Origin of the sequence: Nodosilinea sp. AN01ver1 (assembly GCF_050565655.1) — a bacterium.
GTDB lineage: Bacteria > Cyanobacteriota > Cyanobacteriia > Phormidesmidales > Phormidesmidaceae > Nodosilinea.
Genome location: NZ_JBNXVS010000004.1, coordinates 41,692 through 66,685 on the forward strand (window position 1 = coordinate 41,692; position 24,994 = coordinate 66,685).

22 protein-coding genes and 1 tRNA gene are annotated in these 24,994 nt (G+C 57.9%); 12 read left to right on the forward strand and 11 right to left on the reverse strand.

The features are described from left to right. Positions 1–17: 17 nt before the first annotated feature. Positions 18–3,614 (reverse strand): EAL domain-containing protein, encoded by a 3,597-nt coding sequence (locus ACQ4N7_RS05405; protein ID WP_430710590.1) that lies wholly within the window; start codon positions 3,612–3,614, stop codon positions 18–20. Between the two features lie 1,301 nt (positions 3,615–4,915). On the opposite strand from ACQ4N7_RS05405, the gene ACQ4N7_RS05410 reads away from it, so the two are divergent. Beyond that, on the forward strand, positions 4,916–5,395 hold the full coding sequence (locus tag ACQ4N7_RS05410; protein ID WP_430710591.1) for a hypothetical protein: 480 nt from the start codon (positions 4,916–4,918) through the stop codon (positions 5,393–5,395). A 112-nt stretch (positions 5,396–5,507) separates the two neighbouring features. On the opposite strand, the gene ACQ4N7_RS05415 is transcribed toward ACQ4N7_RS05410, so the two are convergent. After that, a tRNA-Ala gene (locus ACQ4N7_RS05415) sits at positions 5,508–5,580 on the reverse strand. 198 nt (positions 5,581–5,778) lie between these two features. On the opposite strand from ACQ4N7_RS05415, the gene ACQ4N7_RS05420 reads away from it, so the two are divergent. The 4 genes from ACQ4N7_RS05420 (at position 5,779) to ACQ4N7_RS05435 (ending at position 10,552) form a co-directional block, all read left to right on the forward strand. After that, complete coding sequence (locus ACQ4N7_RS05420; RefSeq protein WP_430710592.1) at positions 5,779–6,855, forward strand: RuBisCO accumulation factor 1; 1,077 nt, start codon at positions 5,779–5,781, stop codon at positions 6,853–6,855. Positions 6,856–6,864: 9 nt separating this feature from the next. After that, positions 6,865–7,077, forward strand: a complete 213-nt coding sequence (locus ACQ4N7_RS05425) for a hypothetical protein (RefSeq protein WP_430710593.1) — start codon at positions 6,865–6,867, stop codon at positions 7,075–7,077. Positions 7,078–7,282: 205 nt separating this feature from the next. Beyond that, positions 7,283–9,022 (forward strand): potassium channel family protein, encoded by a 1,740-nt coding sequence (locus ACQ4N7_RS05430; protein ID WP_430710594.1) that lies wholly within the window; start codon positions 7,283–7,285, stop codon positions 9,020–9,022. 36 nt (positions 9,023–9,058) lie between these two features. Continuing rightward, the gene (locus ACQ4N7_RS05435; RefSeq protein ID WP_430710595.1) at positions 9,059–10,552 is read left to right on the forward strand and encodes a DEAD/DEAH box helicase family protein; all 1,494 of its coding nucleotides are present in this window, start codon (positions 9,059–9,061) and stop codon (positions 10,550–10,552) included. A 227-nt stretch (positions 10,553–10,779) separates the two neighbouring features. Here ACQ4N7_RS05435 and ACQ4N7_RS05440 read toward each other — a convergent pair whose 3' ends face one another. Further along, positions 10,780–10,914, reverse strand: coding sequence for a hypothetical protein (locus ACQ4N7_RS05440; RefSeq protein ID WP_430710596.1), 135 nt, complete (start codon positions 10,912–10,914; stop codon positions 10,780–10,782). Here ACQ4N7_RS05440 and ACQ4N7_RS05445 point away from each other — a divergent pair. Next, positions 10,913–11,614 (forward strand): hypothetical protein, encoded by a 702-nt coding sequence (locus ACQ4N7_RS05445; protein ID WP_430710597.1) that lies wholly within the window; start codon positions 10,913–10,915, stop codon positions 11,612–11,614. The genes ACQ4N7_RS05440 and ACQ4N7_RS05445 overlap by 2 nt on opposite strands. A gap of 194 nt (positions 11,615–11,808) precedes the next feature. Here ACQ4N7_RS05445 and secG read toward each other — a convergent pair whose 3' ends face one another. The 4 genes from secG to ACQ4N7_RS05465 form a co-directional block, all read right to left on the reverse strand. Next, the gene (gene secG / locus ACQ4N7_RS05450; RefSeq protein ID WP_430710598.1) at positions 11,809–12,063 is read right to left on the reverse strand and encodes a preprotein translocase subunit SecG; all 255 of its coding nucleotides are present in this window, start codon (positions 12,061–12,063) and stop codon (positions 11,809–11,811) included. A 171-nt stretch (positions 12,064–12,234) separates the two neighbouring features. After that, on the reverse strand, positions 12,235–13,833 hold the full coding sequence (gpmI, locus tag ACQ4N7_RS05455) for a 2,3-bisphosphoglycerate-independent phosphoglycerate mutase (RefSeq protein WP_430710599.1): 1,599 nt from the start codon (positions 13,831–13,833) through the stop codon (positions 12,235–12,237). A gap of 279 nt (positions 13,834–14,112) precedes the next feature. After that, a complete protein-coding gene (locus ACQ4N7_RS05460) occupies positions 14,113–15,822 on the reverse strand; it encodes an ABC-F family ATP-binding cassette domain-containing protein (RefSeq protein ID WP_430710600.1) in 1,710 nt (569 codons plus the stop codon). A 214-nt stretch (positions 15,823–16,036) separates the two neighbouring features. After that, positions 16,037–16,456, reverse strand: a complete 420-nt coding sequence (locus tag ACQ4N7_RS05465) for a hypothetical protein (protein WP_430710601.1) — start codon at positions 16,454–16,456, stop codon at positions 16,037–16,039. Between the two features lie 298 nt (positions 16,457–16,754). On the opposite strand from ACQ4N7_RS05465, the gene hisIE reads away from it, so the two are divergent. After that, positions 16,755–17,405, forward strand: a complete 651-nt coding sequence (hisIE, locus tag ACQ4N7_RS05470) for a bifunctional phosphoribosyl-AMP cyclohydrolase/phosphoribosyl-ATP diphosphatase HisIE (RefSeq protein ID WP_430710602.1) — start codon at positions 16,755–16,757, stop codon at positions 17,403–17,405. 110 nt (positions 17,406–17,515) lie between these two features. Here the strand turns inward: hisIE and rsmG are convergent, their stop codons facing one another. Both rsmG and ACQ4N7_RS05480 read right to left on the reverse strand, forming a co-directional pair. Beyond that, on the reverse strand, positions 17,516–18,253 hold the full coding sequence (gene rsmG, locus ACQ4N7_RS05475) for a 16S rRNA (guanine(527)-N(7))-methyltransferase RsmG (RefSeq protein ID WP_430710603.1): 738 nt from the start codon (positions 18,251–18,253) through the stop codon (positions 17,516–17,518). A gap of 9 nt (positions 18,254–18,262) precedes the next feature. Beyond that, positions 18,263–18,919, reverse strand: a complete 657-nt coding sequence (locus tag ACQ4N7_RS05480; protein WP_430710604.1) for an ABC transporter ATP-binding protein — start codon at positions 18,917–18,919, stop codon at positions 18,263–18,265. 285 nt (positions 18,920–19,204) lie between these two features. Here ACQ4N7_RS05480 and ACQ4N7_RS05485 point away from each other — a divergent pair, with 285 nt between their 5' ends. Together ACQ4N7_RS05485 and ACQ4N7_RS05490 are read left to right on the forward strand one after the other, a co-directional pair. Beyond that, entirely contained in the window at positions 19,205–20,140 is a 936-nt protein-coding gene (locus ACQ4N7_RS05485; protein WP_430710605.1) for a Sll0314/Alr1548 family TPR repeat-containing protein, read from the forward strand. Positions 20,141–20,209: 69 nt separating this feature from the next. Next, complete coding sequence (locus ACQ4N7_RS05490) at positions 20,210–20,662, forward strand: DUF3531 family protein (RefSeq protein WP_106870528.1); 453 nt, start codon at positions 20,210–20,212, stop codon at positions 20,660–20,662. A gap of 55 nt (positions 20,663–20,717) precedes the next feature. Here ACQ4N7_RS05490 and ACQ4N7_RS05495 read toward each other — a convergent pair whose 3' ends face one another. Beyond that, the gene (locus ACQ4N7_RS05495) at positions 20,718–21,689 is read right to left on the reverse strand and encodes a ribose-phosphate pyrophosphokinase (protein ID WP_430710606.1); all 972 of its coding nucleotides are present in this window, start codon (positions 21,687–21,689) and stop codon (positions 20,718–20,720) included. Positions 21,690–21,907: 218 nt separating this feature from the next. On the opposite strand from ACQ4N7_RS05495, the gene gloA2 reads away from it, so the two are divergent. Continuing rightward, positions 21,908–22,297, forward strand: coding sequence for an SMU1112c/YaeR family gloxylase I-like metalloprotein (gene gloA2 / locus ACQ4N7_RS05500; RefSeq protein ID WP_430710607.1), 390 nt, complete (start codon positions 21,908–21,910; stop codon positions 22,295–22,297). Positions 22,298–22,371: 74 nt separating this feature from the next. Here the strand turns inward: gloA2 and ACQ4N7_RS05505 are convergent, their stop codons facing one another. Continuing rightward, complete coding sequence (locus tag ACQ4N7_RS05505; RefSeq protein ID WP_106870531.1) at positions 22,372–22,689, reverse strand: DUF3067 family protein; 318 nt, start codon at positions 22,687–22,689, stop codon at positions 22,372–22,374. A gap of 453 nt (positions 22,690–23,142) precedes the next feature. Here ACQ4N7_RS05505 and petC point away from each other — a divergent pair, with 453 nt between their 5' ends. Together petC and petA are read left to right on the forward strand one after the other, a co-directional pair. Then, on the forward strand, positions 23,143–23,685 hold the full coding sequence (gene petC / locus ACQ4N7_RS05510) for a cytochrome b6-f complex iron-sulfur subunit (RefSeq protein ID WP_430710608.1): 543 nt from the start codon (positions 23,143–23,145) through the stop codon (positions 23,683–23,685). A gap of 73 nt (positions 23,686–23,758) precedes the next feature. Next, positions 23,759–24,724 carry a cytochrome f gene (petA, locus tag ACQ4N7_RS05515; protein WP_430710609.1) on the forward strand — a complete coding sequence of 322 codons (966 nt, stop codon included), beginning with the start codon at positions 23,759–23,761 and terminating at the stop codon, positions 24,722–24,724. Positions 24,725–24,994: the final 270 nt, after the last annotated feature.

The window sequence follows — 24,994 nt, forward strand, 5'->3', positions numbered from 1 at the left end:
GGCAAGCCCAACAAGTCTTAGGCTTCGGCCACTTGAACCACGGTTAGCTCAGCTAGCAGGCTTTCTGCCACCGCCTGAGTGACCGGGGCATTAAACAAATATCCCTGGCCCAGCTGGCAGCCTAGCGCCTGCAGCTGCTGCAGTTGCTCGGGGGTTTCGATGCCTTCAGCAATGGTGGTCAACCCCAGGTGCTGAGACAGGTTGACAATGGTTCTGGCGACGTTGAGATTGCGCTGGCTCTCGAACAAGTTGCTGACAAAGGAGCGATCGATCTTGAGGTTGTTGACCGACAGGCGATGCAGGTAGCTAAGCGATGAAAAGCCGGTGCCAAAGTCGTCTATGCTGATTTGCACATTCAGGTCATTGAGCTGCTGCAGCCGACCGTTGATGGCTTCAATATCGGCCATAAACATGCTCTCGGTAATTTCGAGCGCCAGGCACTGCCCCGCCAGCCCTGTGTCGGCGAGAACCTGCTGTACCTGGGCCACCAGGTTGGCCTCTTGCAGCTGTTGAACAGATAGGTTAACGCTCATTTTGAGGGCCGCCGTGCCGGGAAAGCGGCGCTGCCAGTCGGCTAACTGCTGACAGGCGGTTTTGAGCACCCACGCCCCCAGAGGCACCACCAGCCCCGTGGCTTCAGCGATGGGGATGAAATCGGCCGGAGAGATCATGCCTTTCTCGGGGTGCTGCCAGCGCACCAGCGCCTCAAACCCCACCAGGTGGCCGGTGGCTAGATCGACAATGGGCTGGTAGCGCAGGGCCAACTCCTGCTGCTCTAGGGCCACGCGCAGCGCGTTTTCTAGCGTTAGGCGCTGCAGGGCTTGCTGGTGCATGGCCTGGTTAAAAATAACGTAGCCCGAGTGGTGGTTTTGCTTAGCTGAATACATGGCGATCTCGGCGTCGCGCAGGATATCCATGCCGTCGCTATAGCTGCGATCGCCCAGCACAATGCCAATGCTGGCCCCCACCACCACCGCCTCAGAACCCAGGGCAAACGCCGTTTGAAAGCTCGCTAAGATGCGCTCGGCTACTCGCACCGCTGCCGCCAGGCCATCGGTGTCTTCCAGCAGCAGCACAAACTCGTCGCCGCCCAGCCGCGCCGCCAGGTCAATCCCCCGGATCGCCGTCCCCAGCCGCTGGGTAATCAGCTTGAGCAGGCGATCGCCCGCCTCATGACCCAGACTGTCGTTGATCACCTTAAAGCGATCGAGATCGATGAGCAGCACCGCAAAGCTGACCTCATCATCCCGCTGCACCCGCCTGATGGCCAGATTTAGGCGCTCTAAGAGCAGGCTGCGGTTGGGCAACCCGGTCAGGCCGTCGTGGGTGGCGTCATGCTCTAGCTGCTGCTGCACCCGCATCTGGTCGGTGATATCTCTGGAGCTGACCTGCAGGTACGTGGCTACCCCCTGCTCGTAGACGACTTTAACCAAACTTTCGAGCCAGACATAGCCACCCCCTTTGCGCCGCGCCCGGTAGGTAATTGGCCCCGAGGCGGGGTCCTCAACTGCCTGCTGAAACTGAGGCCGAATCAGGGGCCGATCTTCTGGATGGCACTGGCGGTAGGGGTTGCTGCCGATCAGCTCTTCGGGCTCAAAGCCCAACAGCGACCGACAGGAAGGACTGAGGTAGAGAAACCGACCGGTCAGGTCGTGCAGACAGACCAGGTCTTTGACATTTTCGGCCAGCAGCCGAAAGCGAGACTCGCTCTTTTGCAGCGCCGATTCAGCCCGCTGGCGTTCTAGCTCGGCGGCGGCCCGGTTAGCAAAAATTTGCAGAATGGTGATGTAGTCGATGCGATCGCGCAGGGGGCGCTTACTCATAATGCAGAGCAGCCCCAGCACCTGACCCGCGCCATTCGTCATCGTCACCCCTGCGTAGCCCTCTAACCCCAGCTGCTGCAGGAAGGGATTGCTCGGGAATGCCTGGGCCACTTGTTTGGGGCAGCGGTGAACACCCTGCTCAAACACTAGAGCACAGGGCAACTCCGTCAACGCGATCGCGATGTTGGGCTGTAGCTCGCCCTCACACCAAAAAGCCAGGGTCCGCATCTCCTCAGCCCCGCGTTCGGATATATAGACGCAGTCGGCATCCAGGGCAGAGGCCAGATGCCCGACCAGCTGCTGAAAAAATGCCTCCCCAACGACGGCAGCCGTGCCAGCCATGAGCTGCTGTAGGGCAGCCGTGGCCTGCTTAAATTCAGTAATGTCTCGCTCAATGACAACGTAGCGATAAATATCTCCACGCTCATCGCGAATGGGAAACGAGCGGTTCCAGATCCAGCGAATGTCTCCATCGGCACCAACAAACCGGTACTCATCATCAAAAAAGGCTTTGCCCTGCAGCTCTGCCGCAAACTTTTCGGCTACCCAATCGCGATCGTCGGGGTGAACGTACTGCAGCCAGGCTCCTGGCAGGTGGTTGTCGGCCACCACATCCTGGTAGAGTTCGGCAAAGCGGTGGTTAGAGTAAATCAGCTCGCCCGTGCTGATTTCTCGTAGCAGCAGCGAGTCTTCAATCCCGTCTACAATCTGGCGCAGCTGTTCTTCACCGCGCCACAGCGACTGCCCCATCCGCCGTCGCTCCTCTAGCTGACACTGCAGCTCGGCGTTGCTCTGGCGCAGCTGGGTCTCCTGGGCAAACAGGTTAGCCATGAGCTGCGAAAATGCCTCGGTTAGCCGAGTCACCTCGTTATGACCTCTGGGCGAGGGCAGCACCACGCTACGGTTGCCCTCCCGAATTTGGTCGGCGACCGCTGAGATTTGCAGCAGCGGCTTGGTAATGCGCTGGGCCGCAATCCAGCCAATAGCGACAAACCCACTCCCTAAGCCCATACCGCCCAGCAAAATTTTCCAGAATAGGGCTTGAGCAGGGCGAAAGGCCGTGGCCACGGGCTCGCTCACCAAAATGGTCCAGCCCAGACCGGGATAGCTGTTGTACCCCTGGCTGTTGACAAAGCCAATCAGGTAGCGCCGACCATCGGGCCAGCGCTCAATGGTGTAGCCCTCCGGCTGGGTTTGGGCCTGGCGCAGGCTTGCCAAGTCTAAGTGCTGCCCCTGCCAAGCCCCAGGCCCCAGCAGCACCTGCCCCAGGGCATCGACAACAAAGATCTCCCGACTGCTGCTGGCAGAGCGATCGAGCAGCGAGGCCGCCACGCCCTCCACCCAATCCCAGGTGATGTGAGCGCCCAAGACGCCCAGACGGTCACCCTGGGCACTGTAAACAGGAGCCGCTATGTCGAGCAGGCGCAGCGGGGGCTGATCGGGCTGGCGGGATAGCACCTTACTCAGCAGCAGTGCCTCGTGCACATCGCCAACAAAGGGCTGGTCTTTGGCTTTCACAAACCAGTCTCGCTCAGCTACGCTCACCCCTTCGAGCAAACCCCGGGTGCTGACTTGAACCACACCCTGCTCGTCGGCAAAGCCAATCCAGGTATACGCAGAGTAGGTATTCTGAAGGCGTTCAAGCAGAGCCCGCTGGTTAACGCTGGCCTGGGCAAACCCGTGCACTATCTCAAATTCGGCAATGATCTGAATCTCGCGGTAGCGCTCAAATAAGCTGCGATCGACTTCGTTAGTCAGCTGTTCAGCCATGAGCGCCAGGCGTTGGCCCATGTCGTGCACTATTTGTTTTTGGGCGACAACACCGGTTACCACCCCTAAAACCAGGGAAAAGAAAAGCGTAATACTGCTGAAGGCAATGCCTAAGCGTATCCCCAAGCTGATATTGACCCAGGATGGAAAAAATCGCCGCATAACATTCAGCTTTGAGATGAAGAAGGCAAAAGAGTAAGACCTGTAGCCCAGGCTCTGTCAACAAACGTGAGACGGACAGGCTATTAAATGCACGCGACTATTGAGCCTAAGAGGTTTTAGCTAGAAAGCTGCCGGTGCAATAGTCTTGTTTTTTAGCTGTAGCAGGGCTCCTGCTGGGAGTAAAACTGTGAAGTCACCTAGGTTTGCGATCGCGGCTGGTGGCCTACAGTGCCAAGTCCAGATCGAGATGGGGGAGTTCCTGCTGACAACAGGTCACATCTAGACTTGAATTTGGCTTAAGTGCACAGCAAATGACCGTTTCTCAAAAATTTGACAACATCGCGTTGTCTAAGGTGATAGTTCCCACTTTATGAGTCCTTTATGCAGCGACCAATAGGGGCAAATTGGAAGTAAACCTGAAGCTTGCGGCCGTCTCATTAAGTTACCGGCTAAAAGCAGCACCGCTAGGCCCTCAAACCGCACAGACTGGCTAACAGACCTCAACCCAACCGTTTTATTGGCTCTCGCTACGCATTCCAGCTTGGGACCAGGGAAGAAACGATTCAACCGGTTGCGCGGTTTCGATACCTACTACTGCATCTGCTTTGGCTACCCCAGGATGGGCTGGGCAAACACCGTAGCGGCCTGGCTGCGCCTCTGCCCCTACGCCAGTTGCCTGTTTAAAGTCGGGGTTATGCGATTCGGACTTGGTATTACCCTGTTCGCCTCATCCCCTGTCGGCCTAAACTCTATTTGCCCGAACAGCAGGGCAGCGCCTTGGCCGAAGCCTATGCCAGTTGAATGTGCCAGTTGGGGTGCTGCCTGCCAAAAACGGCCCTGTTGCCGACTTTTGGAGCAGCGGCGATCGCAGTCTCACCTCCCGCTTTAACCTCTTAAACCCTTGCTGGTTAAGGGCTTGAGAAACTTGTAGCATTTCCCAAACTGTTTAGCTCGTATCACCCACTACACAAAGTGTCATGGCCTTGCTAAAGGGTACCTAGGCCCCAGCGCTACAACAGTGTCATGGCGAAAGCGAAGACAACTGCTTCACCGCCATCCCCATCCTGACCGAATGGATTGACTCTCACATCGCGTTGGCCGTTTGGGTGGGCCGTTCAACAACACAGTCAACAACACACAGTTTGCATTGGAGAATGACTATGAAAATCCGTTCTATCGCCGCGATCGCCCTGGGTATCACCGCCGCTTCTATGGCTGCTCTGCCTATGGCCGCTAACGCCCAAGACGCTAGCACCGACTACAACTACGTCGGCGCAGGCGTCGGCATCGGTGACGATGTCGGCCTCTCTATTAACAGCAAGGTGACTGTCGCCGACAACGTCTCGGTGCGCCCCGGCGTCATCAGCGACCTCGATTTTAATGGCGACGATGGCGAAACCGTCTTTCTGCTGCCCGTGACCTACGACTTCAACGCCGTTACCGACAACGGTCGTCTGCTGCCCTACCTGGGCGGTGGCCTGTCGGTCTCGACCGAAGGCTCTACCTCCGTCGGCCCTATGCTGACCGGTGGGGTTGACTACCGCATCACCGAGCGCATCGTCGCCAATGGTGCTGTCAACGTGTCGTTCTACGACAACACCGAAGTCAACGGCTCTGTTGGTCTGGGCTACACCTTCTAGGCCCTAGACCGCCTGTCAGCCAGCCGCTCTAAACCAGCGGCACTAAACCAGCAATTGAGGGATCGGCGGCCTGTCCACCGATCCCTTTTCTTTTGTATGTGGAGACGTTGTATGGAGCTAAGCGGGTTCGAACCGCTGACCCCTTGCATGCCATGCAAGTGCTCTACCAGCTGAGCTATAGCCCCGAGTGAGTTACCCGAGCGCATCAATCTTAGCGTTGAGCGCATCAATAATAGTGACGTAAGGGGGGTACTATCGTCAACCCCTATTTTTTAGCGCAAGTCTTGCTTCTGGTTCGGCCCAAGTTTTGTCTCCGGGTAGCGGTGAAGGGCGGCCATCCGCGATAGAGTCAGGGAGAATGTAGTGTTGACGTGGCGATCGCAATGGTTTTTCCCGGTTCTTCTTCTCCCCCCGATGCCGCTGCCGTGCAGGACATTCTGCGGTCGCTGCGGCGCAAGGAAGGTACCTGGGTCAACTGGGCCCAGGGCTGCCAGGCGCTGCAAAAGGCGCGCTTTACCCCCCAGCAAATTTTTGAAGAAACCGGGTTTGAGCCGATTCAGCAAAACCAGATTGTGGTGGCCGAGCAGGTCTACCAGTCAGCGCTCAAAGCCGGGGTAAAAGACGCTACCCAAGCCCACTTCACGCGGCAGGGCAGCGATTCGCTCTACGAACTGCGGGTGCTCTCCCAGGGCGATCGCGCCGCTATGGCCGATTTTGCGGTGCAGCACGGGCTCGACTCCGACGAGGTGCGCGATCTGGTGAAGCCCGTTAAAGAATATTCCTACCGCAAGGAAAAACCACCGGGCTTTGGCGATGGGCCGGGAGATGCGATCGCCTACCACTTCTGGAAGCTGGCCCGCCAAAAAGACGACCTGCAAGACCGCTCTCGACTGATTGCCCAGGGGCTGCGCTTTGCCGACAGCCCCACCGCCCGTCAGCAGATCGAGAAGCTGCTGACCGACTTTACCGTGGTCAAAAGCCGCCCCGCTCCCCGGCTGCCCCTCTACCGGCTCGAAACCGAAAGCGAGCTGCCGCGCGTGATCCCCGTGGTGGGGCAGATGCCGTTAACCATGGATGACCTCAAGGCCGTGCCAGTGGTGGTGCCCGAAGAACCCTTCAGCATGGTCAGCGCCAATGGTGCCAGCGCCTGGATTGCGGTGCCCGGCTGGCAGGTGATTTTTCGGGCCGAAGACCCGGTGGGCCTGCTGACCCAGTCTCGCCAGTTGCCCAACTATCCCGCCGATGCCGCCGATGAGACGGTGCTGGTGGTGGTCGATCGCAGCGATCGCACCTGGGAAGACGACGGCTACTTTCTCACTGCCGAGGGCGATCGGCTCATCCTGGTCTGGTCGCCCAGCCCAATTGAGACCCCCATTCTGGGCAAAATCATCCTGATTTTGCGGCCCAAGCGTATTCTCGACGAAAACTACAACCGTGAACTCTGGCAGCTAGACGAATAGGAGACCGCTATGGGCCTGGAACGACGTTTATCGCGCGATATGTTCTTGAATACCGAAATTGTGGAGCTGCGGCAGATGTGCTTTACCCCCGGTCGCGTGTTTGAGCCGGGCAAGTACATCGCAGGCGATCTGCCCGACACCGCCTTTGAAATGGGCCTGGTCGAAAAGCTGCCCCCGGTGCGCGGCAAGAGTGAGGAGATTGGGGATCCGCCGGGGCAGTGATTGAGCGGGTGAGGAAGATGAGCCGGTTCCTGAGCGGAGTCGAAGGGGAGGGTGAGGGGGGTGAAAAATCAAAGTTCAAAGTTCAAAATTTTGAACTTTACTTTGATTTCCCCATTGCTCAAACTTTTACGACAACGTGCCTCAGGCTACAGCGTTTCTAGGCTACAGCCTCGACAACAGAGCATAGTCTCTGTGGTTGCTGGCTATGGCCGTAACATCCTTAACGCCTCAGAATTTACCCTCGCCCCAGCAGCCCCAGATTATTGTTTGCGGCTTGGGCCGCACCGGGCTGCGCATTTTTAGCCTGCTGCGGCAGCAGGGGGCGCGGGTGGTGGGGGTGAGCTACCACCCGATGCCCGAGGCGGGCGGTGATGTGGTTGTGGGGGAGCTGCGATCGCCCACAACCCTCATTCAGGCCGGTATTTACCAGGCCCAAACTCTGGTGCTGGCCACCTCCGATGACGCCCTCAACCTGGCGATTCTCACCCAGGCGCGCATTCTCAACCCCAACATTCGCATCATTAACCGGCTGTTTAACATCAGCCTGGGCGAGCGCCTCGACCACACCCTGCCCCACCACGTCAGCCTTAGCTCGGCGGCGCTGGCGGCCCCGCTGTTTGCCTTTGCGGCGCGGGGCAATCGGGCGATCGGTCAGCTGCGCCTGTTTGAGCAGACCTGGCCCATGTACGAAGAGGTGATCGATGCCGCTCACCCCTGGTACGGCAAGCCGATTAAGGCCCTGTGGGACAACCGATCGCAGCTGTTGATTCACTACCACTCGGCCCGCCGACCGATCGATCTGGTGACGGCGGTGGTAACGGGCGAGGTCTTGCAGGTGGGCGATCGCATTGTTGTGGCTACCCAGCCCCAGCAGCCCATGCTCAAGTCTCGCCATGTGGCTCAGTTTTGGCAGCGGCTGCTGGTCACCCTCGACCACGGTCGCCGCCGCGCCCGCGCCACCCTGATGGTAATTTTGGCGCTGCTGATTACCATTGGCCTGGCCACCTTTACCTACCTCTGGCACAACCTCAACACCAGCTGGGTCGATGCCCTTTATTTTTCCGTGGGCATGATCACCGGGGCTGGCGGTCAGGAACAGGTGGCTGAAGAGTCCTCTGCTGCGATTAAAGTCTTTACCGCCGTGATGATGCTGGTGGGGGCTGGGGTGATTGGCATCTGCTATGCCCTCCTGAACGACTTTATTCTAGGATCCCACTTCCAAAGCCTGTGGAGCGTAGCCCGCATGCCTCGCCAGCACCACTATATTGTCTGCGGGCTGGGGGGCGTGGGCTATCGTACGGCCATCCATCTGCACCAAACCGGGCACAAGGTTGCGGTCATTGAGCAGGATGTCAACAACCGCTTTCTGCCGGCGGTCAAGGCGCTCAAAATTCCGGTCATGATTGCCGATGCCAATTTGACCTCTACCCTCGAAACCGTGAACCTGGCCTCGGCCCAGGCCCTGCTGGTGGTCACCAGCGACGACACCGTCAATCTAGAAATTGCCCTTACCGCCCGCAGCATTAGCCCCCAGGTGCCCGCCGTGGTGCGCATCTACGATGCCGAGTTTGCCCAGCAGGTGCAGCAGGTCTTCGAGTTTGACCAGGTGCTCAGCCCGATGGATCTGGCGGCTCCCACCTTTGCCGCCGCTGCCCTGGGCGGGCGCATTCTCGGCAACGGTATGGCTGGCGATCTGCTGTGGGTAGCGATCGCCACGCTGATCACGCCCCACCATCCGTTCTACAACCAGCCGATTCAGACCGTGGCCCAAACGGCCCAGCTCGTGCCTTTATACATTGAGAGTCAACACCGCACGCTGCACGGCTACGACCTGCTCGACGTCACCCTGGCCGATGGCGATGTGCTCTACCTCACCATGCCCGCCAGTCGGCTCGATTGCCTACAGTACACCTCCGCCTCGGTGGCCGAGGAAATGAGAGGGTGAGGCTCGCTACAATACCCCCAGTAACCATGGACCACTATGGGGCGCACGCCAACGCTGACCTACGATCGCGGCACGCTCATCCTGCACCCGCCGCCGCGCGGTAAATGCTGGGTTGACTTTGCCCACTGGGACGATCGCATCGAGAAATTTCGCATTCCGGCCCAGCAGTATCGAGATCTGGTCGAAACCCTGCGGGCCGAGCAGGTGCCCTTCAACGATCAGGCCCAAACCTTTGCTCCCCTCGACCTCGATCCCCAGGTCAGTTTGGAGCCCTACCCCCACCAGCGGGAGGCGCTTCAGGCCTGGACGGCCCAGCGCTGGCGTGGCGTGGTGGTGCTGCCCACCGCCAGCGGTAAGACCTACCTGGCCCAGCTGGCGATGCAGACCACGCCGCGATCGACGCTGATCACGGTGCCTACCCTCGACCTCATGCACCAGTGGTACGCTCACCTGACCGCCGCCTTCCCCGATGTGGAGGTGGGGCTGCTGGGCGGGGGATCAAAAGATCGCACCCCCATTCTGGTGGCCACCTACGACAGCGCCGCTATTAATGCCGAGAGCCTGGGCAACCAGTACGCTTTGCTAATTTGCGACGAGTGCCACCACCTGCCCAGCGACTTCAACCGGGTGATTGCCGAATACTCGATCGCGCCCTACCGGCTGGGGCTGACCGCCACCCCCGACCGCGCCGACGGTCGCCACGACGACCTCACCCACCTGCTGGGGCCAGTGGTCTATGCCAAATCGGCAGCGGATCTGTCTGGCGATGCCCTGGCCCCGTTTCAGATTGTGCCGATTAAGGTCAAGCTCTCAGCCCAGGAGCGATCGCGCTACACCCAGCTAATCGCCCAGCGCAATCGCTTTTTGCAGGAGGCCAACATCTGGCTCAGCTCAGCCCAGGGATGGCAGCGGTTTGTGCGGGCCAGCGCCCAGTCGGCTGGGGGGCGGCGAGCCATGCTGGCCCACCGGGAGGCACGGGCGATCGCCCTGGGCACCGAGGGCAAGCTGCGAGTGCTGGCCGATCTGCTGGCTCAGCACTACCCCGATCGCACCATCGTCTTTACCAACGACAACGCCACCGTCTACCAAATCTCCGAGACGTTCCTGATCCCCGCTATTACTCATCAAACGCCGGTTAAAGAGCGCCATGCGGTACTCCAGGGGTTTCGCAGCGGCGAGTACCCTACCCTGGTAGTCAGCCACGTACTCAACGAAGGGGTAGATGTCCCTGAGGCCAGAGTGGCAATTTTGCTCTCGGGCAGCGGTTCAATTCGCGAGTACGTGCAGCGGTTGGGGCGCATCTTGCGTAAGGGCAGCGGCAATAAGCAGGCCGTACTCTATGAGGTGGTAGCCGAAGAAACCACCGAAGAAGCGATTTCCAGCCGTCGCCGTCAGGGGGTGCAGCCTTCGTCTCAGCGCCCCCATCAGCTGGAGCTGGTGTCGGTCAAACCAGTCTACGGCGATGATCCCCTACCCTCCGTGCCTAGGGCGGCTGAAGCACCGCCACCCGACAGCGAACTACCCCCATAGGCTGTACCCCTGAATAGGCCTTAGGACAGTTGTAGTGATCCCAAAGAAGTGGCAATTTTCTGGTTCAGAAACGGCCTCAGCCGCTATCTTAGTAATAGGCTAAAGTCTTGCCAGAACAAGGTTAGCGGCGCTAGCGTAGTGACCCAAAATCGGGCGCTTAATTTGCCGTCCAAGACCCGGTTATCGATCGCGAGCTTTCCCCCCACAGCTCGCCAACGCTCTAGCTTCTAACTGGCGATCGCAAACCGATCGAGTTGATCGTCGGGCATATCGCTCGACGATCGCGCTCGGGCTAATCTAGGCCTCTGGCGATCGCCCCTCGCCTGCCCTTCCCAATGTTCACGCCCTTCGTCTTCTTGCATGGATCACCTGTTTGCCACGACCCTGCTACTTACCCTCGGTGCTGGCTCTGTAGGGCTCTTGATGGCGGCCCACCAGCCCACCCTAGCCAGTTCTTCTAGCGCCAGCCCAATTCGAGCAGGCCTTTTGAACTCTGGTGCGGCTGAGTCTGCCCTGACCAATTATCTGGCTCAGGTCGAGTCGCCCTCAGATTCAACCCGACAGACCCAGGCAGGCGAAGCCATTGCGGCCGATATTTGCGTCAATCTACCCGACTGGCAGCGTCCCTCAGACCTGGCTCAGATGAAGCAGCTAGAGGCTATGCCCACCTACGGCGCAGCAATCCAGAGCGATCCCCTGGCGGAGATGGTCAAAACCTGGTGGAACCACGAGATCTTTTCGTTCACGACCTACGGCCTCAGCGCCCGCACCGATCCCCTCTACCTGTCTGGAGTTTGGACCGCCATAGACAATACCTGGGATTGCTACAGCGGCAACCAGCCTGAGCAAATTAACCAGGGTGAACTGGCGGAAATATGGCTGCTGCACCACCGCTTAGTGGGGCTGGTATGGCAGAATGACCAGTACCTCGCCACCGTTGAACCCACCGATACCGGGCTTCAGCTAGTGCAGTTTCCCCGGCGAGAAAGCGGCCAGGGTTTGCCGCTTAACATCGTTACCACCACCGGTCAGGCCTTAGCGGTCATGTCAGGCGATTGGTAGGGCGACATCAGCTAGAACCCCATGACAAAGCCCCTGGTTGTAGCAACCAGGGGCTTTGTTTAAGCCTGGGTTCAAGAATTTAAGCTTTGTGGAATGGCCGACTCAGCTTTCTGCACTCAGGCAGATACCTATTGACACAACCCAAACTCAGCAAAAGTCTGACTAAGCAACACCTAAAGCCGAATGGGAATTACCTAAAGGGCCGCAGGGGCTGCCGCCACGTTGAGCCAGCCAGCGCTCAGCACCACCGTCAGCCCCATAAAGAGCACGGTCAGCGTCCAGGTTACACGGTTAAGGGTCGTTTCAGCGCTTTTGGTGCTGGTAAACAGCTGGGCCTGGCCTCCTAGCCCTCCCAAGCCGTCGCCCTTGGGGCTGTGCAGCAGCACCAACGCCGTCAGACCAACGGCAGAAACCATCCAGATAACCTTCAAAATTGTGATAACTAGCATCGCGTTCTCAGACTAACCTGCGCAAAAAACGGTGTGGGCGGTGATATAACATCAGCGGGCGATCGCTGATTTGAGCACTCATTGGGTTGGCACAAACTTACATCCCAATCCTCACTATACCCTAAGGGTCAGAGCACCAGTGAGGCGGCCCTCCGACAGACTGCTGAAGGCCTAGCGAGAGAGTTTTACCGGCGTCCGGTTATTGCGAACCTCCACGTCGGCCGGGAGAAACATCGATCGCCCCGTCATCTCCTGGGGCTGGGGCAATCCCAAAATTTGCAGAATGGTGGGGGCAATGTCAGACAGCCGCCCGTCTTCTCTAAGATTGACGTCGCCACCGTAGGCGGGCACCTTGAGCCGCTCCCCTTCCACCAAAATAAAGGGAACGGGGTTGGTGGTGTGAGCGGTCCAGGGCTTGTGGTTTTCGTCCCACATCAGCTCCGCGTTGCCGTGATCGGCAATGATAATGGCGGTGCCTCCCGCCTGGCCAATACTGTCAATCAACAGACCCAGCTGATGGTCAACGGCCTGCAGGGCGGTCACGGTCGCGTCCATTTGGCCGGTGTGGCCCACCATGTCGGGGTTGGCATAATTGATGACCACCAGCGAGTAAATGCCCTTTTTAATGGCGGCGATCGCCGTCTTGGTGACCGCCTCTGCCGACATCGCCGGAGCCTTGTCGTAGGTGGCTACCATGGGGCTCGACACCAGTTCTCGGTCTTCACCCTCTAGCGGTTCTTCTAGGCCGCCATTAAAGAAGTAGGTGACGTGGGCGTACTTTTCGGTTTCGGCGGTGCGAAACTGCCTGAGGCCGTGGTTAGCCACCACTTCGCCCAGAATGTTGCTCAAGTTTTGGGGCGCAAAGGCCACCTGCACCGGCAGATCGGGGTCGTACTGGGTCATGGTGACAAAGCTCAGGGGAGTAATCATCTCCCGCCCAAAGCCCTTAAAGTTGGGATCGACCAGCGCCTGGGTCAGCTGCCGCGCCCGGTCGGGACGAAAGTTAAAGAAGATCACGCCATCCTCGGGAGCGATCGCGCCGGGGGCCAGCCGCACCGGCTCTACAAACTCATCGTTGATGTCCTGATCGTAGGAGTTCAGCAGCGCTTCCATCGCCGTCTGGCCATTGCCTTCACCTGGGTCGGTGAGCACGCGGTAGGCCTTTTCAACCCGATCCCAGCGGTTGTCGCGGTCCATGGCGTAGTAGCGACCGCTGAGGGTCACCAGGCGACCTAACCCCAGCTGATCGACGTAGTCCTGAATTTTTTGCACCGCTATTTTACCCTCGGTGGGCTTGGTGTCGCGACCATCGGTGATGACGTGAATACAGACATCTTCAATATCCTGGGCTTTGGCCATCTCTAGCAGCCCAAACAGGTGCGACAGATGAGAATGCACCCCACCTTCAGAGCAAAGCCCAATTAAATGGAGCTTGCTGCTGCGGTAGCGCACCGACTGACACACGTCCAGAAAAGCCTCATTTTCTTGCAGAGTACCGTCTTCTACCGCATCTGAAATTCGCACTAATTCTTGGGGCACAATGCGGCCGGCCCCAATGTTTAAATGGCCCACCTCAGAGTTGCCCATTTGGCCCTCGGGTAGCCCTACATCTTTACCCGACGTGCGAATTAACGTGTGGGGATAGGCAGCCCACAGACTATCCATAACCGGAGTCTTTGCGGCAGCGACAGCATTGCCGTCGGCATTTTCCCGATATCCCCAACCGTCGAGAATAACTAACACCATCGGCGGGATTGACGCTTGACTCATGGGTAAAAATCCTTGGGATTTGGACTAACGTCTCAGCAATCATACCATCCAGAAAATTAGCCCCGATTCTGAGCCAGGGCAGAGTTGGAATGGCAAATCCAAAAATTGCGCAGATTGAAAACCGCGCTGGAGGAATAGTTTAAAACCTTACCGATGAGGGTGTAGCCTCACCTGAGAGCCGGACTCTCACAATCTAAACCCGCTCATCGACCCTATGGTTGAGTATGGGATTAACTTAAGAAAGTTTTTTTATAAAAGGCATATTACTCCACAAAGGCGTTATTTTGTAGCGCCAGTTTTGCGTTTGGCCTGCTGCTGTTTGCGCTTGGCCTCAGCTTTAGCCTTTTTCTCGGCGGCTAAAGCGGCTTGCTGTTCAGCTTCAGCTTCTTCAGCCACCTTGTCAAGGTAGTAATGGTAGTCACCTCGGTACAGCCGCAGCTCGCCGTCGCGGATTTCTACTATTTTGGTAGCCACGCGGGAGATAAAGTAGCGATCGTGGGAGACCAGCAGCACGGTGCCGTCGTAGTGCTGTAGGGCTTCTTCCAGCATCTCCTTAGCGGGAATATCAAGGTGGTTGGTGGGCTCGTCGAGCATCATCAGGTTGGCCGGGCGCAGCAGCATTTTAGCCAGGGCCAGGCGGGCCTTTTCGCCACCGCTGAGGGCCTTGACCTGCTTGAAGGCCATATCGCCCGTAAAGAGGAACCGCCCCAGCAGGGTACGCACCTCTTCGTTGGTCCAGTCGGGCACTTCGTCGTGGATGGTATCAATCACGGTTTTCTCCAGGTCGAGGGCTTCGGCCTGGTTCTGCTCAAAATAGCTGGGGATCACGTTGTGGTGGCCCAGCTCGACCTGGCCATCGGTGGGGGTTTCGAGGCCGGTAATCAGCCGCAGCAGGGTCGATTTGCCTGAGCCGTTGTGGCCCAAAAAGGCAATGCGATCGCCCCGCTCAATCAGCAGGTTGGCCCCTAAAAACAAGATCTTGTCGTCGTAGCTGTGGGTGAGATCGCTAATGGTAACCACCTCACGACCGCTGCGGGGAGCGGGCGGAAAGCGAAAGTGCAGGGTGCGCACGCTGCCCGTGGGGGCCTCAATGCGCTCTACCTTGTCGAGCTGCTTTTCGCGGCTTTTGGCCTGGGTGCTGCGGGTGGCGCTGGCCCGAAAGCGATCGACAAAGGCCTGCTGCTTGGCAATTTCCTTTTGCTGGCGCTCGTAGGTGCTGAGCTGGGCAGACAGATTCTCTTCTTTTTGGGTCAGATAGGCAGTGTAGTTGCCCAGGTAGGTGGTGGAGACCCCTCGCTCGGTTTCCACAATTTGGGTGCAGAGGCGATCGAGAAACTCGCGGTCGTGGGAGACGATCACCATGGGGGTGGTGAGCTTTTTGAGGTAGCCCTCCAGCCACTCAATAGTGTCGAGGTCGAGGTGGTTGGTGGGCTCGTCGAGCAGCAGCACGTCGGGAGCCTGCAGCAAAATTTTGCCCAGGCCCATGCGCATCTGCCAGCCGCCGCTAAACTCGCTGACGTAGCGATCGCCATCGCTAGCCTCAAACCCCATCTCAGGCAAAATCTTTTCGATCTGCGACTCTAGCCCGTAGCCGCCCAGGGCCTCAAATCGGCGCTGCTGCTTGTCGAGTTCGTGGATCAGCTTTTCGAGCTCGTCGGCGTCGGCCTGCTCCATCAGGACAGGGATGTGGTGCAGCTTCGACTGCACCTCGTTCGCTTCTTTAAATACGGTCCAAAACTCGTCGCGCACGGTGTGGCTGGGGTCAACCTCAAACTCCTGGGAGAGATAGGCAATCTTGAGGTCGGCAGGGCGCACAATGGTACCCGTGGTAGGTTCAATTTTGCCGGTGATGATTTTGAGCTGAGTCGATTTGCCCGCGCCGTTGACGCCGACCAAACCAATGCGATCGCCCGGCTTCACTTCCCAACTCACGTCCTTAAGGACTTCCCCAGTGGGATAGATCTTGCTGATGTGCTCTAAACGCAGCATGGGTGGCTCCAAGGCAGACTTCAACGGACGGGAAGTAAACGAATCTTTACCAAAGGTAACGAAAAATGGGGCCAGGTTGTCTACTCTGGCGCTATCTGGTTTATTCATTAACCAGAGAAAAATCTATTCCTGAGCTTTCACAAAAAAAGGACGCAGCCAGGCTACGTCCCCATTTATTCATTGGCAGGGCTGATGCCCAGGTAAGGACTACGGACTACTTCTTGATGTCCTTCGCCATTTTGCGAAACATATCGAGGTTGGTATCCACCTTGCGACGCTCGGAACTGGCGTCTTTCTTGACGGCGGGCTGGATAGAGACCTCCGAGGAAGAGAGCTTTTGCACGGGTGCACCCTGCTCCTGCAAGCGTTTAGCCTCTAGCGCAGAAATCTGTCGAATGCTCTCTTTTTCTCCGGTTTCGCCCCGTTTTTTGGCGTAGGTGCGTCGCACGGTCTTAGACGACCGCATGTACTCTATATTGCCATAGCTTTTCGCGTCGTCCTCGCTCAAGAAATAAGCTCCGCCAACCTGCTTGATGGTGGGCTGCTTGGGCGCGGGCTTTTGTCGCGCGGGCCGGTCTGCCTCCCCAGGGTTCTTAGCTTTGCCGCCAAACAGCCCGCGAATAAATCCAGTCATGAAGCTCTCCTGCGTCTGTAAATAGTAGGGTCGAAGGGGCCAAGCCCGCAGGCAAAGTGCCCTGAGCGGGGCAGATAGCCAGACTGGACTTAGCTGAAGGTTTGTTAACTACTATGTTAACTTTTGTTGGAATAAAAGTAGGTGTGAGATTAGCCAAATCCGCAGTTTGCATCAGGTTGGTTTATTTATGAGAGCCGTTTGCGATAGACGTGCGCTGGGGCAAACGGCTAACTCGGCCTCCGAGTGGGCAACGGCCAAGAAATACTAGAGTGGGTAAGGATGTTTTGCCGCCCGTACTATGGTTACTTCTCCGTCTTCGCCCCTGGCCGCCGCTGTGCCCGTCGATCGCATTCGCTACAACGACCAGGGTCTGGTGCCTGCGATCGTGCAGGATCACCTCGACGGCACTGTGCTGATGATGGCCTGGATGAATGCCGAATCGCTGCAAAAAACCTTAGACAGTGGCGAAACCTGGTTCTGGAGCCGATCGCGCCAGGAGTTTTGGCACAAGGGGGCGACCTCGGGCCATGTGCAGCGGGTCAGGGCCATTCGCTACGACTGCGACAGCGACGCTCTACTAGTCACCGTCGAACAATTGGGCGACGTCGCCTGCCACACGGGCGAGCGCAGCTGCTTTCATCAAGTCGATGACCACAAAGTCGCACCTCCCGCCGACACTCTTTCTCAGGTATTTGAGGTAATCTGCGATCGCCGCGATCGCCCCAACCCCGACTCCTACACCTGCAAACTGCTGGCGGGCGGCGACAACAAAATTCTCAAAAAAATTGGCGAAGAAGCCGCCGAAGTGGTGATGGCCTGCAAAGACGACGATGCCGACGCGATCGCCGGAGAAGCCGCCGATTTGATGTATCACACCCTGGTGGCCCTGGCCCACCACGGAGTTGATATTAAGGATGTGTACCGCAAGCTTCAGGCGCGGCGGCGGTGAGGGGAACGAATTCAAAATTCGAACGTGAAAACTCAAAATTTTGAATTCTCACTTTTGAAGTTATTCGCCCTCCCACTCATCCACCCTCCCACTCATCTACCCATCCACCCCTACACCAGCGGTGTCTTGGCCGGAATCCCCGGCAGGCGCGGAAACTTGTCGGGGGTGCGCTCAACTTTGGTAAGAACGATGTTGTGACGAACGCCCTGGGTCAGGGGCGTGATCTGCGATCGCACCGACCGTAGCTGCCCGCCCAGACGCGGCAGGATCGCCGTCAGGCCAGCCTCTTCTGCTGCCGTCCACTGACCCCGATAGAGAACAGTCTGCCCCCCCAGCTTCAGCAGCGGCAGCGCGTACTCGGCACAGGTGTTGACCGGGCCAACGGCGCGCAGCAGGGCCAGGTCGTAGGCTTCGCGGTGCGTGGGCTGATGGCCAACCTGTTCAGCCCGCTGGGGCAAAAAGCTGACGTTGGCGATCCCCAGGTTCTGGCAGACGATTTCGAGGGCGGCAATTTTTTTGCGGGTGGCATCCATCAGGGCGATCGCCCAGTGAGGAAACACTAGCGCCACCGGCAGCCCCGGAAACCCGCCGCCCGTGCCAATGTCAACCACCTTTAGCCCGGCGGCATCGGCCTGGAGATCGCTCAGCCAGGGTGCTACGCCCTGGAGCGAGTCCCACAGGTGCTTTTCCCAAAAATCGTCAGCCGTGGTGATGCGGGTCAGGTTGACCTGCTGGTTGGCCGCCAAAATCGCTTCGTAAAGCTGCTGAAACCGCTGCTGCTGGGGGTCAGTAGGCTGCCACTGCAGGCTACTCTGCCAGCGATCGTCGTTGAAGGGTAGCCGATCCATAGCGCTACCTTAGCCTGCGGCCGACGAGAGCGAGGTCTGGGGCACTGGGGTCAAACTGCCGTGGTCAAGCTGCCAGCAGCGATCGGCCAGCTCAGCCAGTTCCTCGGCATCGTGGGAGACCACCAGCAGCGTCCAGTGCTGCTTGAGCTGCTTGAGCAACCCAATAATTTGCCGCCGCATCGACCAGTCTAGGCCCGCTGTAGGTTCATCGAGCAGCAGCAGGTAGGGTTTGCGAATCAGCTGTACCGCCAGGGCCAATCGCCGCTGCTGGCCACCGCTTAAGTCTTGGGGCGAGGTTTTGAGTGAAAGCTGCTCTAGACCTACGGCCTGTAGCGCCTGCTCAATCTCGTTACGGGCCAGTTCTGGGTGCCCCAAGCGCAGTTCTTCGAGCAGCGTATGCCCGCAGAAGTGGCGCTCCGGAAACTGAAACACCAGCCCCGCTAGCTGCCGCAGGGCTTCGGGGTCCAAATCTTGCTGCCGCCACTGAATCGCCCCTACCGTAGGCTGGGCAAAGCCCGCCATAATCTCCAGCAGCGTGCTCTTGCCCGACCCGCTGGGTCCGTAGATTAGCCCTAGCTGCTGGGGAGCCAGCTCTAAAGAAATATCTCTCAGAATAGCCCTTGGGCTGGCTGGCGGATGATAGGTAAGCTGGCGAAGATAGAGCATTCTACCCGACAGTAAAACAGCAGACGATACAGCTAAGCTAAACCAGCATCGCAGACACGATGCGATGTCCTTATCCAGTGTGCCCTACGGAGTTGCCCTTGGTAGCGGCTAGACCCAGTTCAGTGGAAGCTAGGCCAGTGTAGCTTCTGTAACATTACTACCGCAAACGCCCTTAGAATTCGCCACAATTAGGCCATCAGGTACGCCATCACCTATTCAGCCCCCCCTCCTTACAGAACAGCCTGTTTCCTTCCCCATGTTTAGGTCGTAACGGACAAATTTACTATGGTTCTTCACGCTCGCCTTGCCTCACTTCGTCTGGGGTCGCGCTTTAAAGCGCTGTCAGCCGGAACGCTTACCGTCGCTCTTTTGGCTCTAGCGCCCACAGCGGCACAGGCCGGAGATCCATTCCGCACGACCGATCCCCACCAGATTGGCGACAAGACCGAAGCTGTTTTTAACGCGCTGTTTTACGAAGGCAACTACACAGCCGCTGAGTCTTTGGTGGAGGAGGCGATCGCCGCAGAACCCGATGAACCCATGAACTACGCCATTGCGGCAGCTCTGGGCTACCTCAACAAAGACCTCAACGAACTGGCCGATCAGGCCCGTCTCACCCAGCAATCTGCCACCGCCCTGAAGGCGACCGATCCGCTCCGTGGCCACCTCTACACCGCCGTCGGCATCTTTATGGAAGGGGCCCACGCCCTGCAAACCCAGGGCATTGCCCGCGGCACCCCCACCGCTCTGCGATTGCTGCAGCGGGTTTTTAGCGAACTCGATGCCGCCGAGAAGATCGACCCCAACGACCCAGAGCTCAGCCTGCTGAAGGGCTTTATGGACTTACTGCTGGCGGTCAATCTACCCTTTGCTAACCCAGACCAGGCGATCGCTCGTCTGCAAAACGGCCATCCCGCTTACCTCACCCACCGGGGTATTGCCATTGGCATGCGCGATCTGGGCCGCTACAGCGAGGCCCTGGCAGAAGTCGATAAAGCCCTGGCCGCCGCTCCCGAAAACCCTGACTTGCTCTACCTAAAAGCTCAGATTCTATTTCTACAGCAGCAGTACTCGGCCAGTCTGCCGTTTTATCGCTCGGCCTTGGCCTATGCAGACCAGCTGCCGACAGCGACGGCGCGGCAGATTGCCTTTGAGGCCTGCCAGGCTGAGGGTACTCCTGGCGAGGTGTGCGCTGAGCGAGCCCAAATTAACGAAAGCTAGCGATCGCAAGCTAGCGCGAGTTCGTGCGGGTTAAGCCCTATGCTGAGTAGTGCAGCGTAGGGCTTTGTTATGCAGGTCGAATTTCGCGAGTGCGACTTCTTTAACCTTTGGATCTGGCTCAAGTTTGAAACCGTGCCCTCAAACATGGAGCAGCAGTATATCGACGAAGTCTTTTCGTCGTGGTTTTTTTTGGGCAAGCTGGGCGGGTTTAACGCCGAAAACCTGCAGGTGCAGGACACAGGCCTAGATATTAGCTACCTGCCCTATGACGAAAATCAGTTGGGCAACAGTATGCTCTCGGTCATGCACAACATGGGCGAGGTCGAGTATCAGGGGCTCTGGGCCCGCTGCTGGTTCGACCTGGGCACCAGCGATGCTCTGGCCCTCGATGTGTTGATTAACACTCTAGAGCAGTTCAGTCGTGAATACGTCGTGGTTGAAACCTGCTACATCGGCGGCGAAAACCCCGACTGGCCGATTCCGGGCAGCGGTCGACCTGAGTTCGTCGACGAAGACGCCTAGATAACCTTAGGCAGGACAGGCTTAGTGCAGAACAACGTGTTCTGCACTAAGCCTGTTAACGAAACATGCTGCTGACTGAGCTTTCTTCGTGGATACGCCAGATGGCCTCACCCAGCAGATTGGCCATCGACAGCACGGTTAGCTGCTCAAACTGACGCGCCGCCGTCATCGGAATCGTGTTGGTCACAATCACTTCCTCAAACAGCCCCGCCGACAGACGCTCCACCGCTGGCGGCGAGAAGACTGGGTGGGTGGCGCAGGCATAGACCTGGCGAGCGCCCTCCTGCTTGAGCAGCCGCGCCCCTTCGCAGATGGTGCCAGCGGTGTCGATCATGTCGTCAACCAGCACGGCGGTTTTGCCGTGCACATCGCCCACCACGTTCATCACCTCAGCGACATTGTGGGCCTGGCGGCGCTTGTCAATAATCGCCAGAGGCGCATCGTTGAGCTTTTTGGCAAAGGCACGAGCGCGGGCCACACCGCCGACGTCGGGAGAGACCACGACTAAGTCTTCTAGTTTTTTACTGGCGATATAGTCGATCAGCACCGGAGTGCCGTAGACATGATCGCAGGGAATGTCAAAGTAGCCCTGTATCTGCGCCGAGTGCAGGTCGATGGCCAGAACCCGGCTGGCCCCCGCCTTCGTCATCAGGTTGGCCACCAGCTTGGCAGTAATTGACTCGCGCCCAGCGGTCTTGCGATCGGCCCTGGCGTAGCCATAGTAGGGAATTACAGCGGTAATTTGCCGAGCCGAAGCGCGCCTGCAGGCGTCGATCATAATCAGCAGCTCCATCAGGTGATCATTCACCGGCTGGCAGGTGGGCTGAATCAAATAGACATCGCAGCCGCGAATCGACTCCTGAATTTGAATGTAAAGTTCGCCATCGGCAAAGCGCTTGCGCACCATAGGGCCAAGATCTAACCCTAGATAACGAGCCACTTCGCGAGCCAAATCAACATTGGCTGAGCCCGAAAATAGTTTGAGGCGGTTGTTCTCTCCGAAGTGTGGTAGCGACGGAGTTTGCATCGGCAAAGTGGCAGAACGAATCACATCAGGCCCTCTGAGCATGTTCACCTAGGAAATCCTAGCATTCCAACCTAAAAAGCTTTTGAGCAATTATCCTTAAAAATGCTGCGATCGCACGGGCGGCTTCGCTACACCTGAGCCCTAGCGTTCCCACGCCAGTGCGCAGCTGTCACTCATCTGCAGATATTGCTTTTTTAGGCTACTTGTGTAGTTTAACCATGTCGTTTTTTCAAGGCATCCACCACATTGCGATCATCTGCGGCGACTATCCGCGATCGAAGCATTTTTACACCCAGGTGCTAGGGTTCGAGGTGCTCCGAGAAACCTACCGAGCCGAGCGGCAGTCCTACAAACTCGACCTGCGCCTGGGGGATAGCACCCAAATCGAGCTGTTTTCCTTTCCTGACCCGCCGCCGCGGCCTTCCCGCCCAGAAGCTCGGGGGCTCAGGCACCTGGCCCTGGCGGTAGATGACCTGGAGGGGGCCATTCAGCATCTTCACAACCATCAGGTAGCCACCGAAAATATTCGCCTGGATGAGCTGACCGGCAAGCGCTTTGTTTTCTTTCCAGACCCCGACCACCTGCCCATCGAGCTGTACGAGCGCTAAGGCTAGCCTGTTTCTTGGGTCAGGTATAGCCATGCTGATTGAATAAGAGTTTTGGCCAGACTTGGTAACACACCCTAAAATTCGTCGGTCAACCACTCCAGCGCGCGGGCACCCAGGGGCAGCGGAATGCTGACGGCTTTGCCCAGGCGGGGGCGATCGCGGGTCTGGGCAATCCACTGCTGCACGTAGTCCACCTGGCCCCACTCATGCAGGTACAGCATCACCTGACTCAGGTGAGCCAAATACTCCTCCTCGCTGAGCGGGAATGACGCCTGCTCCAGGTAACGCCACATCACCTGAAGAAAAATCTTGCCCTGGGTGCGCCGAAACTGAATATCAAAGGAATAGCCCCACTTTTCGATCAGAAGGGTCTGCAAATCTGCCCCTGTCATTGCCCTAGCCCTACCATCGCCACGCTCGATACATTTCTTTACGATACGCCCTGGTGGTCAGCCCCGGTCAAACCACTGCCACGCCCGCCAAAATTGACCAAAATTTTCGGCAATCGAGCAAATAAAGGACGTTCTTGCGTTTGAACTGGTTTTCTTGCCGTCCTAGTCCCTTTCTAGCCCTATTTGCCTGCAATTTCTAGTGAACAAAGCAAAAAAACCTGCGATCGCCTCGGTTCATTTATCAGTAGCAAGGATTTTCTGAGAACAGCAAGGTGCAATAATACGATTGGTAAAGCTAAAGGCGTGGTCAGCGACATCGGGACTGCTCCAAATTGGTGCCCCGTTAAGGGTTTGCCTAATTGCGGCAAAGGCGACAGGCCTGCTGCTAATCTAGGCTCAGCTACCGCCGTTGATAGCTGTTATTCATTTGAAACAGGTATACCAGTCTGGATTATGACTCAAGTTTCTGGAACCTCCGATGTCCCTGATTTGGGGCGACGTCAATTTATGAATCTGCTCACCCTGGGGGCCGCAACTGGGGCCGTTGGGGGCATGCTCTATCCCGTTATCAAGTACTTTATTCCTCCCTCTAGCGGCACAGGCGGGGGTGGGGTAACCGCTAAAAACGAGCTGGGCAACGATGTCATTGCCAGCGAATTTGTGGCGGCTCACAACCCTGGCGATCGCGTTCTGGTGCAGGGGCTCAAGGGCGACCCCACCTACCTGGTCATTCAAGAAAGCGGCTCCCTAGAGAGCTACGGCATTAGCTCCATTTGCACCCACCTGGGCTGCGTGGTGCCTTGGAATGCCAGCGAAAACAAGTTTATGTGCCCCTGCCACGGCTCCCAGTATGACGCCACCGGCAAAGTGGTGCGTGGCCCGGCCCCTCTGTCTCTGGCCCTGGCCCACGCCAACGTCACCGAAGACGACAAAGTGTCTTTGACCGATTGGACTGAAACTGACTTCCGCACCGGTGAATCTCCCTGGTGGGCCTAGGGTTATCCCCAGGCTTGGCCTAAATTCTGGCAACCTGCGACGACATACTCCAGTTGACACAAGTTCTGAACGCATGAATAGATTGACGTCATTTATCAACGGCTTGCGCCCCTTTGCCATCACCTGCGTTGCTCTGCTGACCGTGCTGGCAGGCTGGCTAGCGGTTCCTCAAACTGCCGAGGCTTACCCCTTCTGGGCCCAAGAAAACTACGCTGTCCCCCGCGAAGCAACCGGGCGCATTGTGTGTGCCAACTGCCACCTGGCCGCCAAGCCCACCAAGGTAGAGGTTCCCCAGGCCGTGCTGCCTGACTCCGTCTTTAAACTCAAGGTCGAAATTCCCTACGACCTCAACACTCAGCAGGTGCTGGGCGACGGCAGCCGTGGCGGCCTGAACGTAGGCGCGGTGGTCGTGCTGCCCGAGGGCTTCAAGATTGCGCCCCCCGATCGCATGTCCGAAGAACTCAAGGAAGAAGTCGGCAGCACCTACTTCATGCCCTACAGCGACACCCAGGAAAACATCGTGCTGGTTGGCCCTCTGCCCGGCGAGCAGTACCAGGAAATTGTCTTCCCTGTACTGTCTCCCGACCCCAGCCAGGATAAGTCGGTCTCCTTTGGTAAGTATCAAATCCACGTGGGCGGCAACCGGGGTCGGGGCCAGGTATACCCCACTGGTCAGGCCAGCAACAACACCGTCTACAACGCCACCGCCAGCGGCACCGTAACCGATGTCGAACCCCAGGCGGCAGGCGGTTATCTGGTCACCATTCAGTCTGAAGCTGGCGATGCCGTCACCGAAACCATTCCGGCTGGCCCAGAACTGCTGGTTGCCGCAGGGGATGTGGTAGAAGCCGGTAAGCCTCTGACTAGCAACCCCAACGTGGGCGGCTTTGGTCAAATGGATACCGAAATCGTGCTGCAAAGCCCCAACCGCATCAAGGGTCTAGTTGCCTTCCTGGCGGCGGTTATGTTGACCCAGATTATGCTGGTGCTGAAGAAGAAGCAGGTGGAGCGAGTACAGGCTGCAGGTATGACCATGTAGCTGGGTGTGGTGATCCACCAAGCAGTGCTGAGGCTGTTTCGTTACACTTAGGTAAAGCAGCCCAACTGAAAAGGGACGTCAGCTGACGTCCCTTTTTTGCGGCTCGATGTGTAACTTCAATTTGGCCAGACGACTTTCGTCAGGGGTCTGTTTGGTGAGCTACAATTGTTAAGTCTTTTTGCATATTCGGAACTTGTCTTGAGCTTCCTAACGTTTGGCGCTCGGGGGTAGTTTCGTCGCCCGCTTACTGTCGCCTAGGTTTACACAGTT